This window comes from Dysgonomonas sp. UBA7710, assembly GCF_002482385.1.
Classification (GTDB): domain Bacteria; phylum Bacteroidota; class Bacteroidia; order Bacteroidales; family Dysgonomonadaceae; genus Dysgonomonas.
Window position 1 is genome coordinate 1 of record NZ_DLFW01000039.1, and the last position, 16247, is coordinate 16247.

At 38.4% G+C, this 16247-nt stretch carries 15 protein-coding genes; 7 read left to right on the plus strand and 8 right to left on the minus strand.

The window, feature by feature from the left end:
- The 6 genes from B3317_RS11985 to pepE form a co-directional block, all read left to right on the plus strand.
- A partial coding sequence (locus tag B3317_RS11985) for a hypothetical protein (protein ID WP_291111780.1) occupies nt 1–1101 on the plus strand: 1101 nt, incomplete at its 5' end.
- A gap of 2 nt (nt 1102–1103) precedes the next feature.
- Nucleotides 1104–1634 (plus strand): hypothetical protein, encoded by a 531-nt coding sequence (locus tag B3317_RS11990; protein WP_291111782.1) that lies wholly within the window; start codon nt 1104–1106, stop codon nt 1632–1634.
- Between the two features lie 57 nt (nt 1635–1691).
- Complete coding sequence (locus B3317_RS11995; RefSeq protein ID WP_291111784.1) at nt 1692–2225, plus strand: hypothetical protein; 534 nt, start codon at nt 1692–1694, stop codon at nt 2223–2225.
- 319 nt (nt 2226–2544) lie between these two features.
- On the plus strand, nt 2545–2784 hold the full coding sequence (locus B3317_RS12000; RefSeq protein ID WP_291111786.1) for a hypothetical protein: 240 nt from the start codon (nt 2545–2547) through the stop codon (nt 2782–2784).
- A gap of 141 nt (nt 2785–2925) precedes the next feature.
- On the plus strand, nt 2926–3828 hold the full coding sequence (locus tag B3317_RS12005) for a hypothetical protein (protein ID WP_291111788.1): 903 nt from the start codon (nt 2926–2928) through the stop codon (nt 3826–3828).
- 324 nt (nt 3829–4152) lie between these two features.
- Nucleotides 4153–4860, plus strand: coding sequence for a dipeptidase PepE (gene pepE / locus B3317_RS12010; RefSeq protein WP_291111791.1), 708 nt, complete (start codon nt 4153–4155; stop codon nt 4858–4860).
- A 20-nt stretch (nt 4861–4880) separates the two neighbouring features.
- Here pepE and B3317_RS12015 read toward each other — a convergent pair whose 3' ends face one another.
- The 6 genes from B3317_RS12015 to B3317_RS12040 form a co-directional block, all read right to left on the minus strand.
- Nucleotides 4881–5507, minus strand: a complete 627-nt coding sequence (locus B3317_RS12015) for a 4'-phosphopantetheinyl transferase family protein (RefSeq protein ID WP_291111793.1) — start codon at nt 5505–5507, stop codon at nt 4881–4883.
- Nucleotides 5507–6304 (minus strand): DUF5040 domain-containing protein, encoded by a 798-nt coding sequence (locus B3317_RS12020; protein ID WP_291111796.1) that lies wholly within the window; start codon nt 6302–6304, stop codon nt 5507–5509. The genes B3317_RS12015 and B3317_RS12020 overlap by 1 nt, the downstream gene beginning before the upstream one ends.
- 87 nt (nt 6305–6391) lie before the next feature.
- Nucleotides 6392–8173 (minus strand): biotin/lipoyl-containing protein, encoded by a 1782-nt coding sequence (locus B3317_RS12025; RefSeq protein ID WP_291111799.1) that lies wholly within the window; start codon nt 8171–8173, stop codon nt 6392–6394.
- An 826-nt stretch (nt 8174–8999) separates the two neighbouring features.
- Nucleotides 9000–10472 (minus strand): NADPH-dependent glutamate synthase, encoded by a 1473-nt coding sequence (gene gltA, locus B3317_RS12030; protein ID WP_291111802.1) that lies wholly within the window; start codon nt 10470–10472, stop codon nt 9000–9002.
- A gap of 99 nt (nt 10473–10571) precedes the next feature.
- Complete coding sequence (locus B3317_RS12035) at nt 10572–11354, minus strand: sulfide/dihydroorotate dehydrogenase-like FAD/NAD-binding protein (RefSeq protein ID WP_291111804.1); 783 nt, start codon at nt 11352–11354, stop codon at nt 10572–10574.
- Nucleotides 11355–11710: 356 nt separating this feature from the next.
- Nucleotides 11711–13369, minus strand: coding sequence for a tetratricopeptide repeat protein (locus B3317_RS12040; RefSeq protein WP_291111806.1), 1659 nt, complete (start codon nt 13367–13369; stop codon nt 11711–11713).
- Between the two features lie 271 nt (nt 13370–13640).
- On the opposite strand from B3317_RS12040, the gene B3317_RS12045 reads away from it, so the two are divergent.
- Complete coding sequence (locus B3317_RS12045) at nt 13641–14081, plus strand: hypothetical protein (protein ID WP_291111809.1); 441 nt, start codon at nt 13641–13643, stop codon at nt 14079–14081.
- A 140-nt stretch (nt 14082–14221) separates the two neighbouring features.
- Here B3317_RS12045 and B3317_RS12050 read toward each other — a convergent pair whose 3' ends face one another.
- Complete coding sequence (locus B3317_RS12050; RefSeq protein ID WP_291111811.1) at nt 14222–15145, minus strand: YeiH family protein; 924 nt, start codon at nt 15143–15145, stop codon at nt 14222–14224.
- A gap of 4 nt (nt 15146–15149) precedes the next feature.
- The gene (ybeY, locus tag B3317_RS12055) at nt 15150–15569 is read right to left on the minus strand and encodes an rRNA maturation RNase YbeY (protein WP_291111814.1); all 420 of its coding nucleotides are present in this window, start codon (nt 15567–15569) and stop codon (nt 15150–15152) included.
- Nucleotides 15570–16247: the final 678 nt, after the last annotated feature.

Here is a 16247-nt window from a genome sequence, read left to right on the forward strand (position 1 = left end):
AGTACCTATCTGTCCCCGAATTCCGACTTTGACGGCTATATATTCTTCTATACGCTGGACGGTGAGCTTATAAACGGCTGGTTGTATAAGGGTGGAAAAGTAACAGGAGGGATTAACTTTTCAGGAGAAGGGCCAAGGACAAAGATATTGGTAGCCGCAGAGATGGTTGTCAGGTCATGCCATGGAATACAGGGTATGGCGGGAATTGAATGCGGGTGGGGTCCGGAAATCTATTATTATGATAACGGTGTTCCCTATGTGAATGGTAATCCGGGAGTTAATATTCAATATCCTTATATAGGTGGTGGAGGAAATGGTAGCAATACGGGTAATAATAAGCCCAAACTGCCGTTAAAGCCAACTCCTTTAGATAGGGATGCGGATAATATACCAGAGAAGCGTACCGATTGCAGCGGAAGTGCTACGCAGAATGCTAATGATGCGCAAAATGCTACGAAGAGTCCGGATGTACAAGTGGATATGAGCCTTCTCAAAACATATGCAGCAGGGAAAGATAATGAATGGGCTACGTTAATTGATTTTCAATCCAATAAGTATAAGACATCACAGTTGAAAGAAGGGAGTACCGGTTCTGTAAAACCGTATCCTAATACTAATACAGTATATGATGTACATACACATCCTAATGATACAAGGGAAGGGTATCGCAATCTTACCGGTTTTTCAATGGGGGATATTTATGGTGCTTTATATACAGGTGGGGATGCCTATTATTCTATCTATAAGGGTAGTATAGTTATAGCCTACGATGGTAGCGAATACCTGCTGGCAGTAAATGACCGCGCAAAAACACAAAAGTTTTGGGGTAATGATGCAAACAAAGAGTTGTTTAAATCTGGGGATAATACTTATTTCAAAGATCCAAAAATGAATACTGAGTATAGAGAGATAAGAAATAAATTGGAAGATAAAGGATTTTCTATAGACGATGCCAATGATTATGCCATGTCTTATCTGTTAGACAAGTATGACACCGGGCTAAAAATATCGAAGAAACAAAAAGGTGAAAGTAGTTTTAAAGAAATGAAAACAGAAAAGAGTACCACAACAAATGATTATAAACCAACAAAATGTCCATGATTATGAAAAAGATAATTTTAATAATAGCTTTTATTAGTATAAGTATGTTAGGGAAAGCACAATGTAATTTACCCTATAAACCTTTGTCAGCTTTTGGGACAGATACTACAGCCTTTATAATCTATAATTTTATGGATAGAGCAGACTTTTATAAGGGGAAAACACTAAAAGAGGTAACAAAGGACTTAGATATACCTATTAAATATTATGTACGAATAGACCTATCAAGAGGAACACTTTTTTCGGGAATTGGTATATATATTTATGATGATATTACTGTGTCTAAACTAATGGATAGTAACAAAGATTATAATGTGATTGATATCTATTGGGAAACTCCGATAAATGTTCTTCATCCGGACCACAAAAGACTTATAGGTATTAGCTGGAATAAAGCTTATGAATATCTGAAAGACATGAAGATTAAAAGGATAGAAGTAAGTATTCCAAGATACAGCAAATACTACGAAAAGTATAAACAGAAAGAAACAAAGTCCTACGACCCCAATAAAAGAAAAGAAGGAGATTGGTAGTATATTGTAATATTCTGAGGTAGGGCTTCGGCCCTGCCTGTTTAGGAAAGTTAAGTTATGAAAAAGATTATACTATTGTTATTATTGATAATAACATCATTAAGCGTAAAGTCCCAGTGTAATTTACCCTATAAACCTTTGTCAGCTTTTGGGACAGATACTACAGCCTTTATAATCTATAACTTTATGGATAGAGCAGACTGTTACAAAGGAAAAACATTAAAAGAGGTAACCAAAGATTTAGGAATGCCTGTTAAATATCATGCAAAAATATTATTATCCAGAGGAGCTCTTTTTTCAGGTATAAATATATATATATATGATGATATTACTGTGTCCAAATTGAGAGATAGTAATAAAGATTATAATGCAATAAGGATCTATTGGGAAAAAGAAATAAATATACTAGACCCGCAATATGACAAAGTCAGAATATCCGGTTGGAATAAAGGATTCTATGATTATGTAAAAGATATGCGAATTAAAGAATTGGAGGTAAGTATTCCAAGATACAGCAAATACTACGAAAAGTATAAACAGAAAAAGACAAAGTCCTACGACCCCAATAAAAGAAAAGAAGGAGTTTGGTAGTATATTGTAATATTCTGAGGTAGGGCTTCGGCCCTGCCTGTTTAGGAAAGTTAAGTTATGAGAAAGATTATATTATTGTTATTATTGATAATAACATCATTAAGTGTAAAGTCCCAGTGTGAATTACCCTATAAACCTTTGTCAGCTTTTGGGACAGATACTACAGCCTTTATAATCTATAATTTTATGGATAGAGCAGACTGTTATAAAGGGAAAACGGTGAAAGAAATAGAAAAAGACTTGCAGATACCGATTAAGGATTATGTTAATATAATAAGGAACGAATTTGCTGGACTAGGCCTTTGTATGTATAATTTAAATGAAAGATATAAAAAATGATGATGGAGACTATAATTATACAATATGTATTAATTGGGAAGATAGTATAGGTGTTACTAGTCCTAGATTTAGAACTTATCAAGAAAATAATGCGAAAAGGTCAGATAAGAAACCCAGATGGAAATTTATCGATTATGATTTTATTAAGGATCTGAAAATAAAAGATGTGTATGTTGATATACCCGGGGATAGTAAATACTATGAAAAATATAAAGAGTAAAAGAGAAAGTCTAGGATAAAAGGGGCTCGTTATTTTACCTTCTAAATAAAGAGGTCATGCACTCGTCCTTAGTGGTTTGGAATCAAAGAAGGGCGAATGTGTTAGGATCTCTAATCAGTGTAAACTTTATAAATAGAAAAAATGAAACAAAAATTATTATTGTATTTTGCCTTATCCATTTCATTTATGGCGCAGGGATTTTCACAGCAATTGGAAGTTACTTCCCGCTACGAAGGAAGGAATGTTGTTTTCGACGCAACATTCAATGGTTCTGGCTCCTATACTTTGGTCTTGTCATTCTCGGAGTTACAGGGGTACAAAAGTCTTTCAGGCCGTAAAGCTATTATCAACATTGCCCCGCCTTTTTCAGGTAATTCGATTTACAAACTGACAGAGATAGAAGGGTCTAGAGCTTCTACTTATCGTTATTCTTATCAGTATTTTCAGGGAAAATATAATGCTAAACCGGATATGGATTTTCCATATCTGCTTCCTGTAAAACCGGGAGAGAATGTCCGTACATTCTGGCTCGAAAACATAGAGGCGACACTAGGAAAGTCTGTTACTGACAAGATCTTGGGTGTAACTTTCAGCTACACTGGAGTCGATACGGTATATGCTATACGAAGCGGGCAGGTCGTACGTGTAGAGAACAGCACACGCGACAGGATAAAACCGGAGGCAGGCACTGTGTATTATGACGAACCCTCCCGGAGCCATATAGAGGTAGAGCATAAAGACGGAACTATTGCCCGGTATGTGTGTATGACGTCAGGAAAAAGTCTGCAGGAAGAGGGGGACAGGATAATTGCCGGACAGCCGCTTGCTGTTTTTACACAAAAGGATGATAATCAGGAAATGAAGGTGGGAATACATCTTTTCCGTTTGGGAAAGAAATTCGAGTATGAGGTGATTATGCCGAAATATTATACAGATAGCGGACTGATACAGCCTGAATACGGGAAAGAATATGTTGGTGCTTCTGCTAAAGAAATAGTGGAAAAAGAATTGACGAAAAAGGAGAAGAAAAATCTGAACTTGTAGATGTACCCTTCTTTATTTTATAACGGCTAGCCTTTTCTTCATCAATTTTCATTTACTTTATCTATGTATATAGCTGTTCGTTCTTTGAATTGAAAATCGGCGGAGCCAAATGTTGGATTTATAATTTAAAGATTTAATATTTAATGATTGATTAGGAAAATTAATGGAAAAGTGTAACCATTGTTACCTTCAGTGTAAAATATGTCAACTTTGTCAACTTTTTATTCTCTCCAACCTCTTAGATGGCCGGGGGGGACTCGAAAAACGGCTGACGCCTTCTGTAAGTTTAAATAGTTTCGTATATTTGTGAAAAACGTTATTATTATGAGATTACTATTAATCAGCAATTCGACCAATCCCGGAGAAGCTTATCTGGATTATCCGAAGTACAATATCAAAGAATTTTTAGGAGAGAAACCGGTTAAGGCATTGTTTATTCCCTATGCGGCAGTGACTTTCTCATATGATGAGTACGAAGAAAAAGTGAATAACCGTTTCAAAGAGATAGGACATAGTGTGGTTGGTATTCATCATTATGATGATCCGAAGAAAGCTGTGGAAGAAGCTGAAGCTATTATAGTCGGCGGTGGAAACACATGGAAGCTCGTTCGTATGATGCGTGATAACGGATTGATTGACCTTATTCATAAAAAGGTAAAGGCCGGAACTCCGTATGTCGGCTGGAGCGCGGGTTCGAATGTAGCTTGTCCTACGTTGCGCACAACGAATGATATGCCTATTATCGATCCTAAAGGTTTTGATGTAGCTAATTTAGTACCCTTCCAGATCAACCCTCATTATCTGGACGACCACCCTTCCAATCATGGAGGAGAGACAAGAGAGGTGCGTATAAATGAGTTTATTACCGAAAATCAGGAGGTATATGTTGTAGGGCTACGTGAGGGTACAATGCTTAATCTTGAAGGAGATATATTGAAGCTGATAGGAAAAAGGCCGGCCCGTATATTCAAATATGGTCAGGAGCCTCGGGAATTAACCGGGAAGGATGATTTCAGCTTCCTGTTAAGATAAGGATAATATAGTCTGGGGGATCAGTTCTGCTCCTCCAGACAAACCATAACAAAGTCCGGTTCCACTTTATAATAGGCTTTGAACTGATGCCCTGAGCCTGTACGGTATTCCGATGCTTCGAATATACCTTTCTGTCCGGGGATAAAATTTCCGACAAACAGATGTTCCCTGAAATCAATACTGTCCGCGTCCAGAAATTTGAACATAGCTTCTTTGGCTGACCAGTGCAGGAGGAGATGTACCAGTTCGTTATTCTTATCTATATATTCACCTTTGCCTATGACACGGCTTTGTACACGCTTTATCTTATCGGATATTTGTTCTATATCGAGTCCTATGGGTTTTTCTTTATTGATGGCTACAGCAACGAACTTTTTGGTATGGGATACGCTTATATGGAAGGACTTGTCTGTCAGGTAAGGTTTTCCCGACGGATTATAATATACCTGTTTTTCTTCACCGGATAGTTCTTTGATCAGCAGACGGGCAGACAGTATTTCCAAAACGCGGGATTCGGATTTGATAGAATATATGTTTTCAACCCAGTCGTGGTGCGACAAAGCCGATAGGAGCTCCTCCCTCGTCTCTTCTATCTTCCATACACCTATCAGTGTGGTTGCGGTTATATATTCCTTATAATAAAGCATTATGGCTTCAAAGGTAAAACTTTTTCCATCAACTCGGTAAAAATGGCTGCCATACGTTGTTGAATATATTTATCCTGTCCTTCGTAGGGATGCCAGCCAAATTCTTCTCCGTTAATCACCTCATTGTTATGGGCGTACAATATACTGTATTGCTTTCCGGTAACCGGATGCAAATGGTTTCGTGAAAAGCCTATGTATTTGTCGAATTTTACAATAGGAAAGCCCCATCTTTCTCCCAGCTTGCGGATTGCCGGATTGAATATGGTACGGGCATCGTGCCAGTGAGTGCACATGACGATTACAGCAGGCTTGCCGCTCTTTGAACCGTAGTATTTAGAGTTCTTGTCGAATTTCAGATTATAGCATTCTGTAATGTAGCGTTTGATTACATAATCGTATGCTGCCGCGTAGTTAGAGCGGTCGAACGGAACGGGATAATCCTTGTAATTTTGCTTGAGTCCGGCTGTATCGGCTACATTCTCGTCGTGAACATGCATGATAACGAATGCGTCTATGTCCTCAAGTTCTTGTTGCGTATATAATTCCCCTTTTGCCATCCGGTTTGCGGCATCGGCGATTGCTGTTCCTCCTATAGCTGTGTTGATCGGCTTTGCATTCAGTTGTTTACAAGCCAGTTCGAACCAACCGTTGTTAGATGAGGCAAAGGATGCTCCGGTCAATAAAATGGTATATTTGCTGTCAGATTTGCTATTTAAAGAATCTCCCTCTTTGTTTTGGCATTGTGTGTTTGAGAATGCCAAAAGAATGAATGACAGACAAAGCAATACTTTCTTCACTGTTGTTTGATTTAATTATGTGAGCGATAAAAATAGAAAAGGAGCTCTATTGTTATAAAACCCCTTTCCCAATATAGTTATTAAATATTAGTCAACGTATGCTAATACCTGATTCTTTTGAACCTTCGCGCCTTGCTTGGTTTCTATCTGGAGAATCTTACCGGAAGAAAGAGCTTTCACTTCTTCTATGCCATAGTAAGTCTGAACGAAACAAACAACATCACCTTCTTTTACTTCCGTACCGATAACAGGAGCAGTGGATACATCGTCTACGTCCACCTGCCAGATCACCTGACCGCTTACAGTAGCCTGGATTGGTTTTGCATCAGGATATTTCGCCTGGATAGCTTCTGCGTCGAATGCAGGAACTTCAACTACCTGACGTGTAACGATAATAGGGGCGCCGGCTTTTTCCTTCTGTTTCTCCAAATCTTCATTGAAACGTTCTTTAGCCAGACCGGACTTGTAGTCACGGTATTGACGGTCGTGCATCGCAAGTTCGAATAACTCTTCATCATCCTGACCGTAGTCCCATCCGTTGTCGTCCATTTCCTTGCGGTATGTATCCAACGCATCAGGATATTCGTCCTGAGGATTACCTGTATAGAATTCAAGATTCTTAGACTTGGCAAGAGCTATGATTTCATCATCCAGTTTGCCCGGAAGTGTACCGGTTTTACCAAGTATCATGTTCCAGCTGTCCTTGTCGATATTAGAGAAACGAGGTTGTCCCTGAGCCATTGCGAAGATGTTCATCAGTGCGATATTCTTCACATATTGGCTGAATGGTGTTACCAATGGCGGATAACCAAGCTTAGGCCATATATATTCTACTTCTTCGAATAGCTGAACCACAAGGTCGTTCAACGTTACTTCGGCTTTTCCATTGTTGCGAAGAGCCATATTGATAGCCGAATGCATTCCGCGAAGGTCAGCCATCATAGAGCCCATCATACCACCCGGAAGTCCACAACCTACAAGCAGAGAATTCAGGAACTTGTTTGAAGGGTCGATCCAGTATCCTAAGAAATCGTCGATGAAAGACTGTGTCAGGGCACGGGCTTCCATATATGCATTCATGTTGATATCAGGAACAGAGAAACCTGCATCTTTCAGCATAGCCTGTATTGTGATAACGTCAGGATGTACCATTCCCCATGCTAGAGGTTCGATAGCAGTATCCAGGTAATCAGCCCCTGCTCTTGCGACTTCGAGCATAGAAGCTACGGAAAATCCGGGGCCTGTATGTCCGTGGTATTCGATAGGGATATTCGGATGTCTGTCCTTTAATGCTTTTACAAGTTTGCCGAGAAAAGCAGGGCGTCCCACTCCGGCCATATCTTTTAAGCAAATTTCGTCTGCTCCGAAATCAATCAGTTTATCGGCGAAATTTACATAGTAATCAACAGTGTGAATCGGGGAATGTGTAATACAAAGGGCAGTCTGGGAAATCATGCCTGCTTCTTTTGCATATTTTACTGACAATTCCAGATTTCGGGGGTCGTTCAATCCGTCAAAAGAGCGGGAAATGTTTGTTCCCTGAGCGTGTTTTACTTTAAACATCAGGCGACGCACATCCTTCGGAACCGGATACATGCGCAGAGCATTCAGTCCGCGTTCGAGCATGTGAGTCTGTATTCCGACTTTGTTGAACGGTGCAGTCCATTCGCGAACCGCTCTATTCGGATTTTCACCATAAAGCAGGTTTACTTGTTCGAACGCACCACCGTTTGTTTCAACACGGGCAAAACAGCCCATATCGATGATTACAGGTGCAATTTGTGTTAATTGGTCAACACGCGGCTGGTACTTTCCGGATGACTGCCACATGTCACGATAAACGAGGCTAAATTTAATTTCTTTTCCCATGACTGTTTTTAGAGTTATATTGAAAAAGAGTAGCATAAAACGGCTTATGCAGACTCTAAAATCTATTAATTCATCAACTGTATATCAATCTATTGATTGCTTCACAAATTTAAGTTTTTATATCTGAATAAAAGAATAAAATAATTATTAAAATTATCAATTTGTCATAAAAAAAGCGTAATCTTTCCGTTTTTTGTCTGCTATCTATATAGGTTGCACAAAGAAGGTAAAAGTGAGCAGTCTTTTTGCTTGATAAATCTTATTTTTTGATCCGTAGGGGGCTGTAGTGAATAGAGAGGATAATTGCTATCTGGTTTTATTTCAGCTTACAGTATAGCTGTAGTTTGAAAAAGTAACAAAGGTAACAGAAACTAATTAAGAATTAAGAATGAAAAATTAATAATTAGCTTGTCATGCTGAGCAGAGCGAAGCATCTCGCCAGTTAACAGTGAATAGTCATCAGTCATCACTCGTATCTTGTCTACTCGTATCTCAAAAAAAGTAACAGTTTTTTCAGTGAACAGTTAACCGTCATCAGTTAACAACTGGTATCTCGTATCTTATCTACTTGTAACTATTCCCAAAAAAGTTACAGCTTTTACGCATTTTAATTATTGAATCCTTAAACATTAAATTTTTAAATCCTAAATCCAACACATCAAAGAGCTATAAGCTAGTAGCTAAAGGCTAATAACTTACTGTATAGATAAATTTTTTTAAAAAAATAATTTTCGTGTGGTTGCCTTAATTGAGGCGTGTAGTATACAAATAAAAAAGAGATTATAAATTTCTTTATAACCTCTTTTATTTTGATTTTCTATTTTGCTTAATTTCTTAACGCCTTATCCATTGCTGCTGCAGCTTTACGTCCGTCGCCCATGGCAAGGATTACGGTTGCTCCTCCGCGTACAATATCTCCTCCGGCATACACTTCAGGTAAGGCTGACTGCATCGTATCCTGATTGACTATAATTGTTCCCCATTTGGAAACTTCAAGGCCTTTGAATGTGGATGGGATTAATGGATTCGGTGAAACTCCCACACTGACAATTACCTGGTCTACATCGAACCACTCGGTTGCACCTTCGATAGCAACCGGTTTACGGCGACCCGAAGCATCAGGCTCACCCAGCTCCATCTTTTGAAGAAGCATACGCTGTACACGTCCGTTCTCGTCCCCTTCGTATCTGAGTGGATTGTGCAGGGTATGGAATATTATACCTTCCTCCTTGGCATGTTTCACTTCTTCGATACGTGCCGGCATTTCTTCTTCCGAACGACGATATACAATATATGCCTTTTCTGCGCCTAAGCGTTTTGCTGTACGTACGGCATCCATCGCTGTGTTTCCGGCTCCGATAACAGCAACTTTTTTGCCCATCTGCACAGGAGTGTCGCTTTCCGGATTTGAAGCGTCCATAAGGTTTACGCGTGTGAGGAATTCATTACAAGACATCACGCCGATAAGGTTTTCACCCGGGATATTCATAAAATTAGGTAATCCTGCACCACTGGCGGCGAATATTCCTTTGAATCCGTCGCTCAGTAAATCCTCACGGGAAATAGTTTTGCCTACGATACAGTTGTTGATGAATTTTACGCCCATTTCGCGAAGGACGTTTATCTCAACATCCACTATCTCGTTAGGAAGGCGGAATTCAGGTATACCATATTTTAATACGCCTCCGATCTCGTGTAATGCTTCGAATACAGTGACATCATATCCCAGTTTCGCCATATCTCCGGCAAAAGCCAGACCGGCAGGGCCTGATCCTACTACTGCGATTTTAATACCGTTGGCAGGGGCTAGTTCAGGTAAGGACATTTGTCCGCTTTCGCGTTCATAATCTGCAGCAAATCGTTCCAGATAACCGATAGCAACAGGCTCTTTTTTCATCTTTTGTATATAGATACATTTTGCTTCGCACTGTTTTTCCTGTGGACATACACGTCCGCAAACGGCCGGCAAAGCGCTGGTCTCTTTCAGCACTTTTGCAGCTTCGAGGAACTCTCCCCGCTCAATATTTTTAATAAATGAAGGTATCTGTATGTTAACCGGACAGCCTTCCATACATGTAGGGTTGGCACAATCGAGGCAGCGCGCAGCCTCAAACATTGCCTGCTCCTTTGTTAATCCCAGATTAACTTCTTCTTTCAATGAATGGCTTCTGTATTCGGCATCCAGCTCCGGCATGTGTACGCGCGGCCTCTCGCCACGCTCTTTGGCTTTCATGCCTCTGCGTAGTTCGTCTCTCCAGGGCTCGCTACGTCTTGCCTGTATGTTCTCTTGTTCTGTCATTTTTTTAGTTATAAGTTTTAAGTAATGTGTAATAAGTAACGGATGTGAAATGAAAGAAGTAAAACCCCTTCTTAGTCCTTTCAACTTTTTACTTAATACTTAATTGTATGCTTTCAATCTCATCAACATTTCATCGAAATCAACTTCGTGAGCATTGAATTCAGGGCCATCAACGCATACAAACTTGGTTTTACCTCCAACGGTGATGCGGCATGCACCACACATTCCTGTTCCATCGACCATTATGGTGTTTAAGGAGGCCATTGTAGGTATATTATATTTTTGAGTAAGAAGGGATACGAATTTCATCATAATGGCAGGTCCTATAGTTACGCACAGATCTACCTTCTCCCTATTGACTACCATCTCGATGCCGTTTGTAATCAATCCTTTATGTCCATACGAACCATCGTCTGTCATAACAATTACTTCATCAGAATACTCGGCGACCTGCTTTTCGAGGATTACCAGGTCTTTTGTACGCGCTGCTAGAACTGAGATCACTTTATTCCCGGCTTTTTTCATCGCTTCTATGATAGGCAGCATAGGAGCAATACCAACACCACCGCCTGCACATATTACGGTACCGTAATTTTCGATATGGGTAGCTTGTCCCAAAGGCCCTACAACATCTGTGATGTAATCACCTGTGTTGAGGTTGCAGATCTTTTTAGAAGATGCGCCTACAGCCTGTATAACTATAGTTATCGTACCCTTAGCCACATCAGAAGCGGCAATTGTGAGAGGAATACGCTCTCCTTTTTCGCCTACCCGTACAATTACAAAGTGTCCGGCTTTACGGCTTCGTGCTATCAGAGGTGCTTCTACCTCAAACTTTACTACATTTTCAGAGAAATACTCTTTGTCTACAATTTTATTCATTCCAGAATATTAGTTTAAGAGGAGACTTAAGGTCACGGACCTGTTCATCATTTTATTAAGTTTAAATACAAGAAGTAATTAGATTGAAAATGGATCATTAAATGTTTTCTTCTACTTATTCTTGATTTTATGGTTAGTTTTTTTAGTGTTATCAACAGTTTATCTTTTTACATGTTATATTAAAAAAATAGAGAATGGACTGTTAAAATGTCAAAATGCAGCCTTTTCATCGAAAAAATATGTGATTAGGGTTTAAAAGAATTCTTTTGTCAAGATATTTTTCAAACCTGACACGCAAAGTTACGACAAAGTTTATTTACTAAGTAATTATCTGCTATAAAATATCATATAATTTGTTAGTTTAAGTTTTTGTGGAAAAATTCGACAATATTTCCATAACCTTCTATTTCCAACTTTTTGCGAATAACGGACTTCTTCATCTGGATGGTATTGATACTGAATTCTAATATGACAGCTATTTCGTTATTACTAAGTCCGGCATATTCAAGGCAACATATACGGATTTCAATCTCGTCCAGTTGAGGATACTTTTTTCGGATTGTATCCGGAATGCCTTTATATAGCTGGTTCATTATATCGAATAGCTTATTCCAATCAAGGTTTTCCTGGTTGTAAACAATTTCGTTTACCTTTTTCAATAGTTTCTGTCCATGTTTCTTTTCTTCCCCTTTCAATTCTGTTTTAAGTAAAGCGACCTTCTTCAAGATGTCGAAGTGCTGGAATAGAACTTTTCTGAAGGAGTTTTCTTTCTCATCTATGTTATCGGCCATCTCCTGCATTTGAAATATTTTTAGATGAGCAGCAGCCAGTGCCGCTTTGTATTTAGCTCTCTTCCGGTAAAAAACTAAACCCATTATCAGAATAAGTATAAATAACAGGACTATAATAAGGAACACTATTCGTCTTTCGATGAGAAGACTGTTGTTCTCATTCTGTATCAGCTCGAAGTCATACTTTTTCTGGATATCAAGAATTATCTGGTTATTTGTGCCCTTGAGCATCTTTTTCAAGAGTGCAGCATATTCTTTATAATCGGTTAATGCCTGTTGATAGTTCTTGTCTTTTTCCGCAGTTTTAGCCAATAATTGAAAGAGTATTAATTTCAATGGATGGTTATCATGTCCCTTTATCAATGTAAGTGATTTATTGATATAGAATAATGTGGAGTCTTTGTTCTGCTCTTCATCGAATGAATAAGCTATGTTAAGATAGTTCCTTGCTACCTCTTCGTTGTCACTTAAGTAAGGTATGGAATGCCTGAAATAAGCTCTGGCCTGATCCCGTTCCCCAATGCTGCCGAGGGCAAAACCCATGTTTCGAATAATAAAGGCTTGTTCTGTAGAGTCATTGTGTACCTTGGCCAGAGATAAACCTTTGTTATAATAGTAAAAACTACTGTCCGTATTCCCTTTCATAAGCAGATTAGATCCTATTTTGTCATAGGCTATAATTTCATTTTTATATTTTCCTGCTTTATTGAAATACAGAATCGCTTGTCTGTATCTGATAATCGCTTCATCGCTTAAAAGCTGGTTTTGGTAGAGGTCTCCTATATAGAATTCTATCAGGCCTTTAAGAGCATTGTTGCTGCTCTCCTTTGCGTGGGTTTCTGCATTTAAGTAGGTGCTCATAGCCATCTGTGTGTTTCCCCGTGCAGCTAAAATATATCCGCTGTATAGAGAAGCGATAACTATATTTTCCATTTCACCTTTTTCTTCGTAATATCTCTTTGTCTCAAAGATCAGAGTGTCATTAGTTATGTCCTCCAATGCTTTGTCTTTGGCTTGGATATGCAGCAGAATATATTTGTTGTAGGCCTCTTTGTCCAGATTTTTAGGATCAATCCCGTTGTTGAGTATCTGTAGCGCCTCTTTCGGGTTTTGCTCTAAAAGGATTTCCGCCCTGCTTAGTGTTTCTTTTGCCTTATTTCCATTTAGATTACAAGCTGAAAACACCGTGCATAGTATGAAAATGAACCCCCAATTTTTATACATAATTTGAATCATTAGAAGCATAATTATTGAAAATGACTTCATAGTTAGCTAAAAAAAGGTTTCAAAACAAGAAATATAGTATAATTATTCTAAGAAAAAATCTATATAAAACAATATATTTGTAAATGTAATTATTTTATTATTAATTATATATAAAAAACAGGACTTGTAAAAATCTATATCATTCAAAAAAACATTGCATTTGTTTATTTCATCCATTAGTTTTGTATCAGACTTACAGAGAAAGACGACCTTGCAATTCCTTGTGGCTATGAGAAAGATTTATCTGTGTTTTTTGGTTTTGGTTGTTTCATTTATTATAAACACGTATATGTATTCGTTCAATAGTAAGAATAGTTATTACATCCTAAGTGTGAATGATGATGTTGACTGGGAAATTACAGTAAAGATCCTCACAGGATCCAATAGACCAAGGATGGCAGATGCCGGCAAGACTGTATCTCTGTTTAAGCCTGTACAGATTTATCGAAGCAATTTTGGTTTGAAGGTCAATCTGTTCATTTACGGAAAGATAAATATCAAGATTGTTGATAATACAGGTATGCCGGTTTATTTACGTCAATTCACACCGGATGGTGTTAATACTAAAGTTGAAATAAATACCTCCGGATGGAATAGTGGTAGTTATACTATTACTCTATCAGATGCAGCAGGAACAAATATTGCTGTCGGAGAATTCGATATACGTTAGGTTTATTAGGCAAAGATACTTTTCCCGCAAGACTTAGCTTACTTACAATTACAATTTATTATTGGGGAAGTCTTTTGCAACAGCTACTTGCAAATAGCTATGGAAAGGGTGAATCTGGACAGATTTGCCCTTTTACATTTTTAGAAAACGAAGCGTATCCAGCAATAGGAAAGGACGGCGATTATGATCCATAAGACTATACCAAGCAGAAATGTGTTGACTCCGGTTTCCTTTACCTCTTTCATGTTTATGGATGTTCCTATAAAAAACAATGAGACCATCATCCCTTTCTTTCCGAGCCAGCTGAGATGATCGTTAGTTTCGGCCATTCCCGGTATATAATTACCTATAATGATAGCAACTACGAATAGGAAGATGAACCAGGGGATATTTATCTTAGATGCTTTGTTTTTATTGAAGAATGCTATACACAAAGCTAAAGGAATGATCCATAATGTACGGGTAAGTTTTACTGTAGTACCTACCTGCAAGGCCTGTTCACCATATGCGGAGCAGGCTCCGACTACAGAGCTGGTGTCGTGGATGGCAATGGCGGCCCAATAGCCGAAATGTGTCTGGTCCATTTGTAGTAAATGCCCAATTACGGGAAATATAAATAGTCCCACAGCATTTAATACGAATATTACAGCCAGAGAAAAACTTATTTCGTTGTTTTTTGCGCCTAATACAGGTGCTATCGCTGCTATGGCGCTCCCTCCGCAAATAGCGGTTCCTCCCGAAATAAGCATAGTCGTATTTTTCTGTACCTGAAGAAATCTGCCGAGAATAATACCGCAAATCATGGTAACGGCGACAGAGACAACGGTGATTATAAATCCTGTTTTTCCGGTTTGCACAACATCGTGCACCGACATGGAAAATCCCATGCATACAATTGAAGCCTGTAGCAGATATTTTGTTAGTTTCCCTGTTTTCACTACCTCTTCCCCTTTGTAGAAGATAGCAAGCAATATGCCTATAAACAGGGCCAGAGGAGCAGAGAAGAATGGAAAAAGACAGCAGATAGGAATGATATAATATAATTTACCCAGATATTTTTGCATGATTTTATTCCTCCAGCATTTTTAGCGCTTTGTTTTCGCACTCAGTCATAAATTCGCGTTCACCGGGGCCTTTATCATTGATCCCGCACAAATGAAGGATTCCATGTATTATAATCCGGTGAATTTCTTCATCATAATTTGTCTCAAATTGTTCGGCATTGCTCTTTACCGTATCCAGGCTTATGAATATATCTCCGGAAATAATTTCGCCCTCGGTGTAGTCGAAAGTAATTATGTCCGTGTAGTAATCATGCTGTAAGTATTGATTGTTTATTTCCAGAATCTTTCTGTCGGAACAAAAAATGAAGGAAATATCCCCGACTCTTTTTTTATAAGAAGCCGCTACGGATTTTATCCAGTTTGTAGTCTCACGCTTTTCTATAGAGGGTAGTTTTACCTCTTCCGCCTGATATAATATAGCCATAACCGGTTTTTGATTAGAGAAATGATTCTACAAAGGTAAATTATATTAAGTAACTGTTTAAATTTTATTTGGTAAAATTTAAACAGTTATTCGTATCAGTTGTAGAAATTAAATATTCTATTGTTATCTATTTCGTCCCATCTGAACGTTCATTTTGGCATTGCCATTACCCGCAATAAACAGAATATTCGAATGTTTGTATAAGATAATCTCCTTTGCTGCGATTTGCAAAAGGTAACAACATTATCAGTAAACAGTCAACAGTTATCAGTAAACAATTAGAACTCCTTTATACTTATTACTCAATACTTATTACTTGCTAAAAGGTAACAAAAGTAACAGATATATCAATCAACAGTTAGCAGTTAACAATATCGTGGCTTGTCATGCTGAGAGAAACGAAGCATCTCGTCAGAGAGTAGTTAACAGCTTGTATCCCATGTCTTTCTCCAAAAAGGTAACAAAGGTAACAGTTTTTTCAGTGAACAGTTAACAGTCATCAGTTAACAACTGGTATCTCGTATCTTGTCTACTTGTAACTAAAAAAGTAACAAAAGTAACACTATTTACAGTAAACAGTCAACAACTGGTAAGATGTAAAACCTTTGCGTCTCTGCGTCTTTGCGTGAGACAAAATAAAGTATCTTGTAACCCGTAACTGTCCGCAGGGCGTAGTAA

Excerpts from the sequence above, each read along its gene's own strand:
- B3317_RS11990 (WP_291111782.1), top strand. The coding sequence starts at position 1,104 with ATGAAAAAGATAATTTTAATAATAGCTTTTATTAGTATAAGTATGTTA.
- B3317_RS11995 (WP_291111784.1), top strand. The coding sequence starts at position 1,692 with ATGAAAAAGATTATACTATTGTTATTATTGATAATAACATCATTAAGC.
- B3317_RS12000 (WP_291111786.1), top strand. The coding sequence starts at position 2,545 with ATGAAAGATATAAAAAATGATGATGGAGACTATAATTATACAATATGT.
- B3317_RS12005 (WP_291111788.1), top strand. The coding sequence starts at position 2,926 with ATGAAACAAAAATTATTATTGTATTTTGCCTTATCCATTTCATTTATG.
- pepE (WP_291111791.1), top strand. The coding sequence starts at position 4,153 with ATGAGATTACTATTAATCAGCAATTCGACCAATCCCGGAGAAGCTTAT.
- B3317_RS12015 (WP_291111793.1), bottom strand. The coding sequence starts at position 5,507 with ATGCTTTATTATAAGGAATATATAACCGCAACCACACTGATAGGTGTA.
- B3317_RS12025 (WP_291111799.1), bottom strand. The coding sequence starts at position 8,173 with ATGGGAAAAGAAATTAAATTTAGCCTCGTTTATCGTGACATGTGGCAG.
- gltA (WP_291111802.1), bottom strand. The coding sequence starts at position 10,472 with ATGACAGAACAAGAGAACATACAGGCAAGACGTAGCGAGCCCTGGAGA.
- B3317_RS12035 (WP_291111804.1), bottom strand. The coding sequence starts at position 11,354 with ATGAATAAAATTGTAGACAAAGAGTATTTCTCTGAAAATGTAGTAAAG.
- B3317_RS12040 (WP_291111806.1), bottom strand. The coding sequence starts at position 13,369 with ATGTATAAAAATTGGGGGTTCATTTTCATACTATGCACGGTGTTTTCA.
- B3317_RS12045 (WP_291111809.1), top strand. The coding sequence starts at position 13,641 with ATGAGAAAGATTTATCTGTGTTTTTTGGTTTTGGTTGTTTCATTTATT.
- B3317_RS12050 (WP_291111811.1), bottom strand. The coding sequence starts at position 15,145 with ATGCAAAAATATCTGGGTAAATTATATTATATCATTCCTATCTGCTGT.
- ybeY (WP_291111814.1), bottom strand. The coding sequence starts at position 15,569 with ATGGCTATATTATATCAGGCGGAAGAGGTAAAACTACCCTCTATAGAA.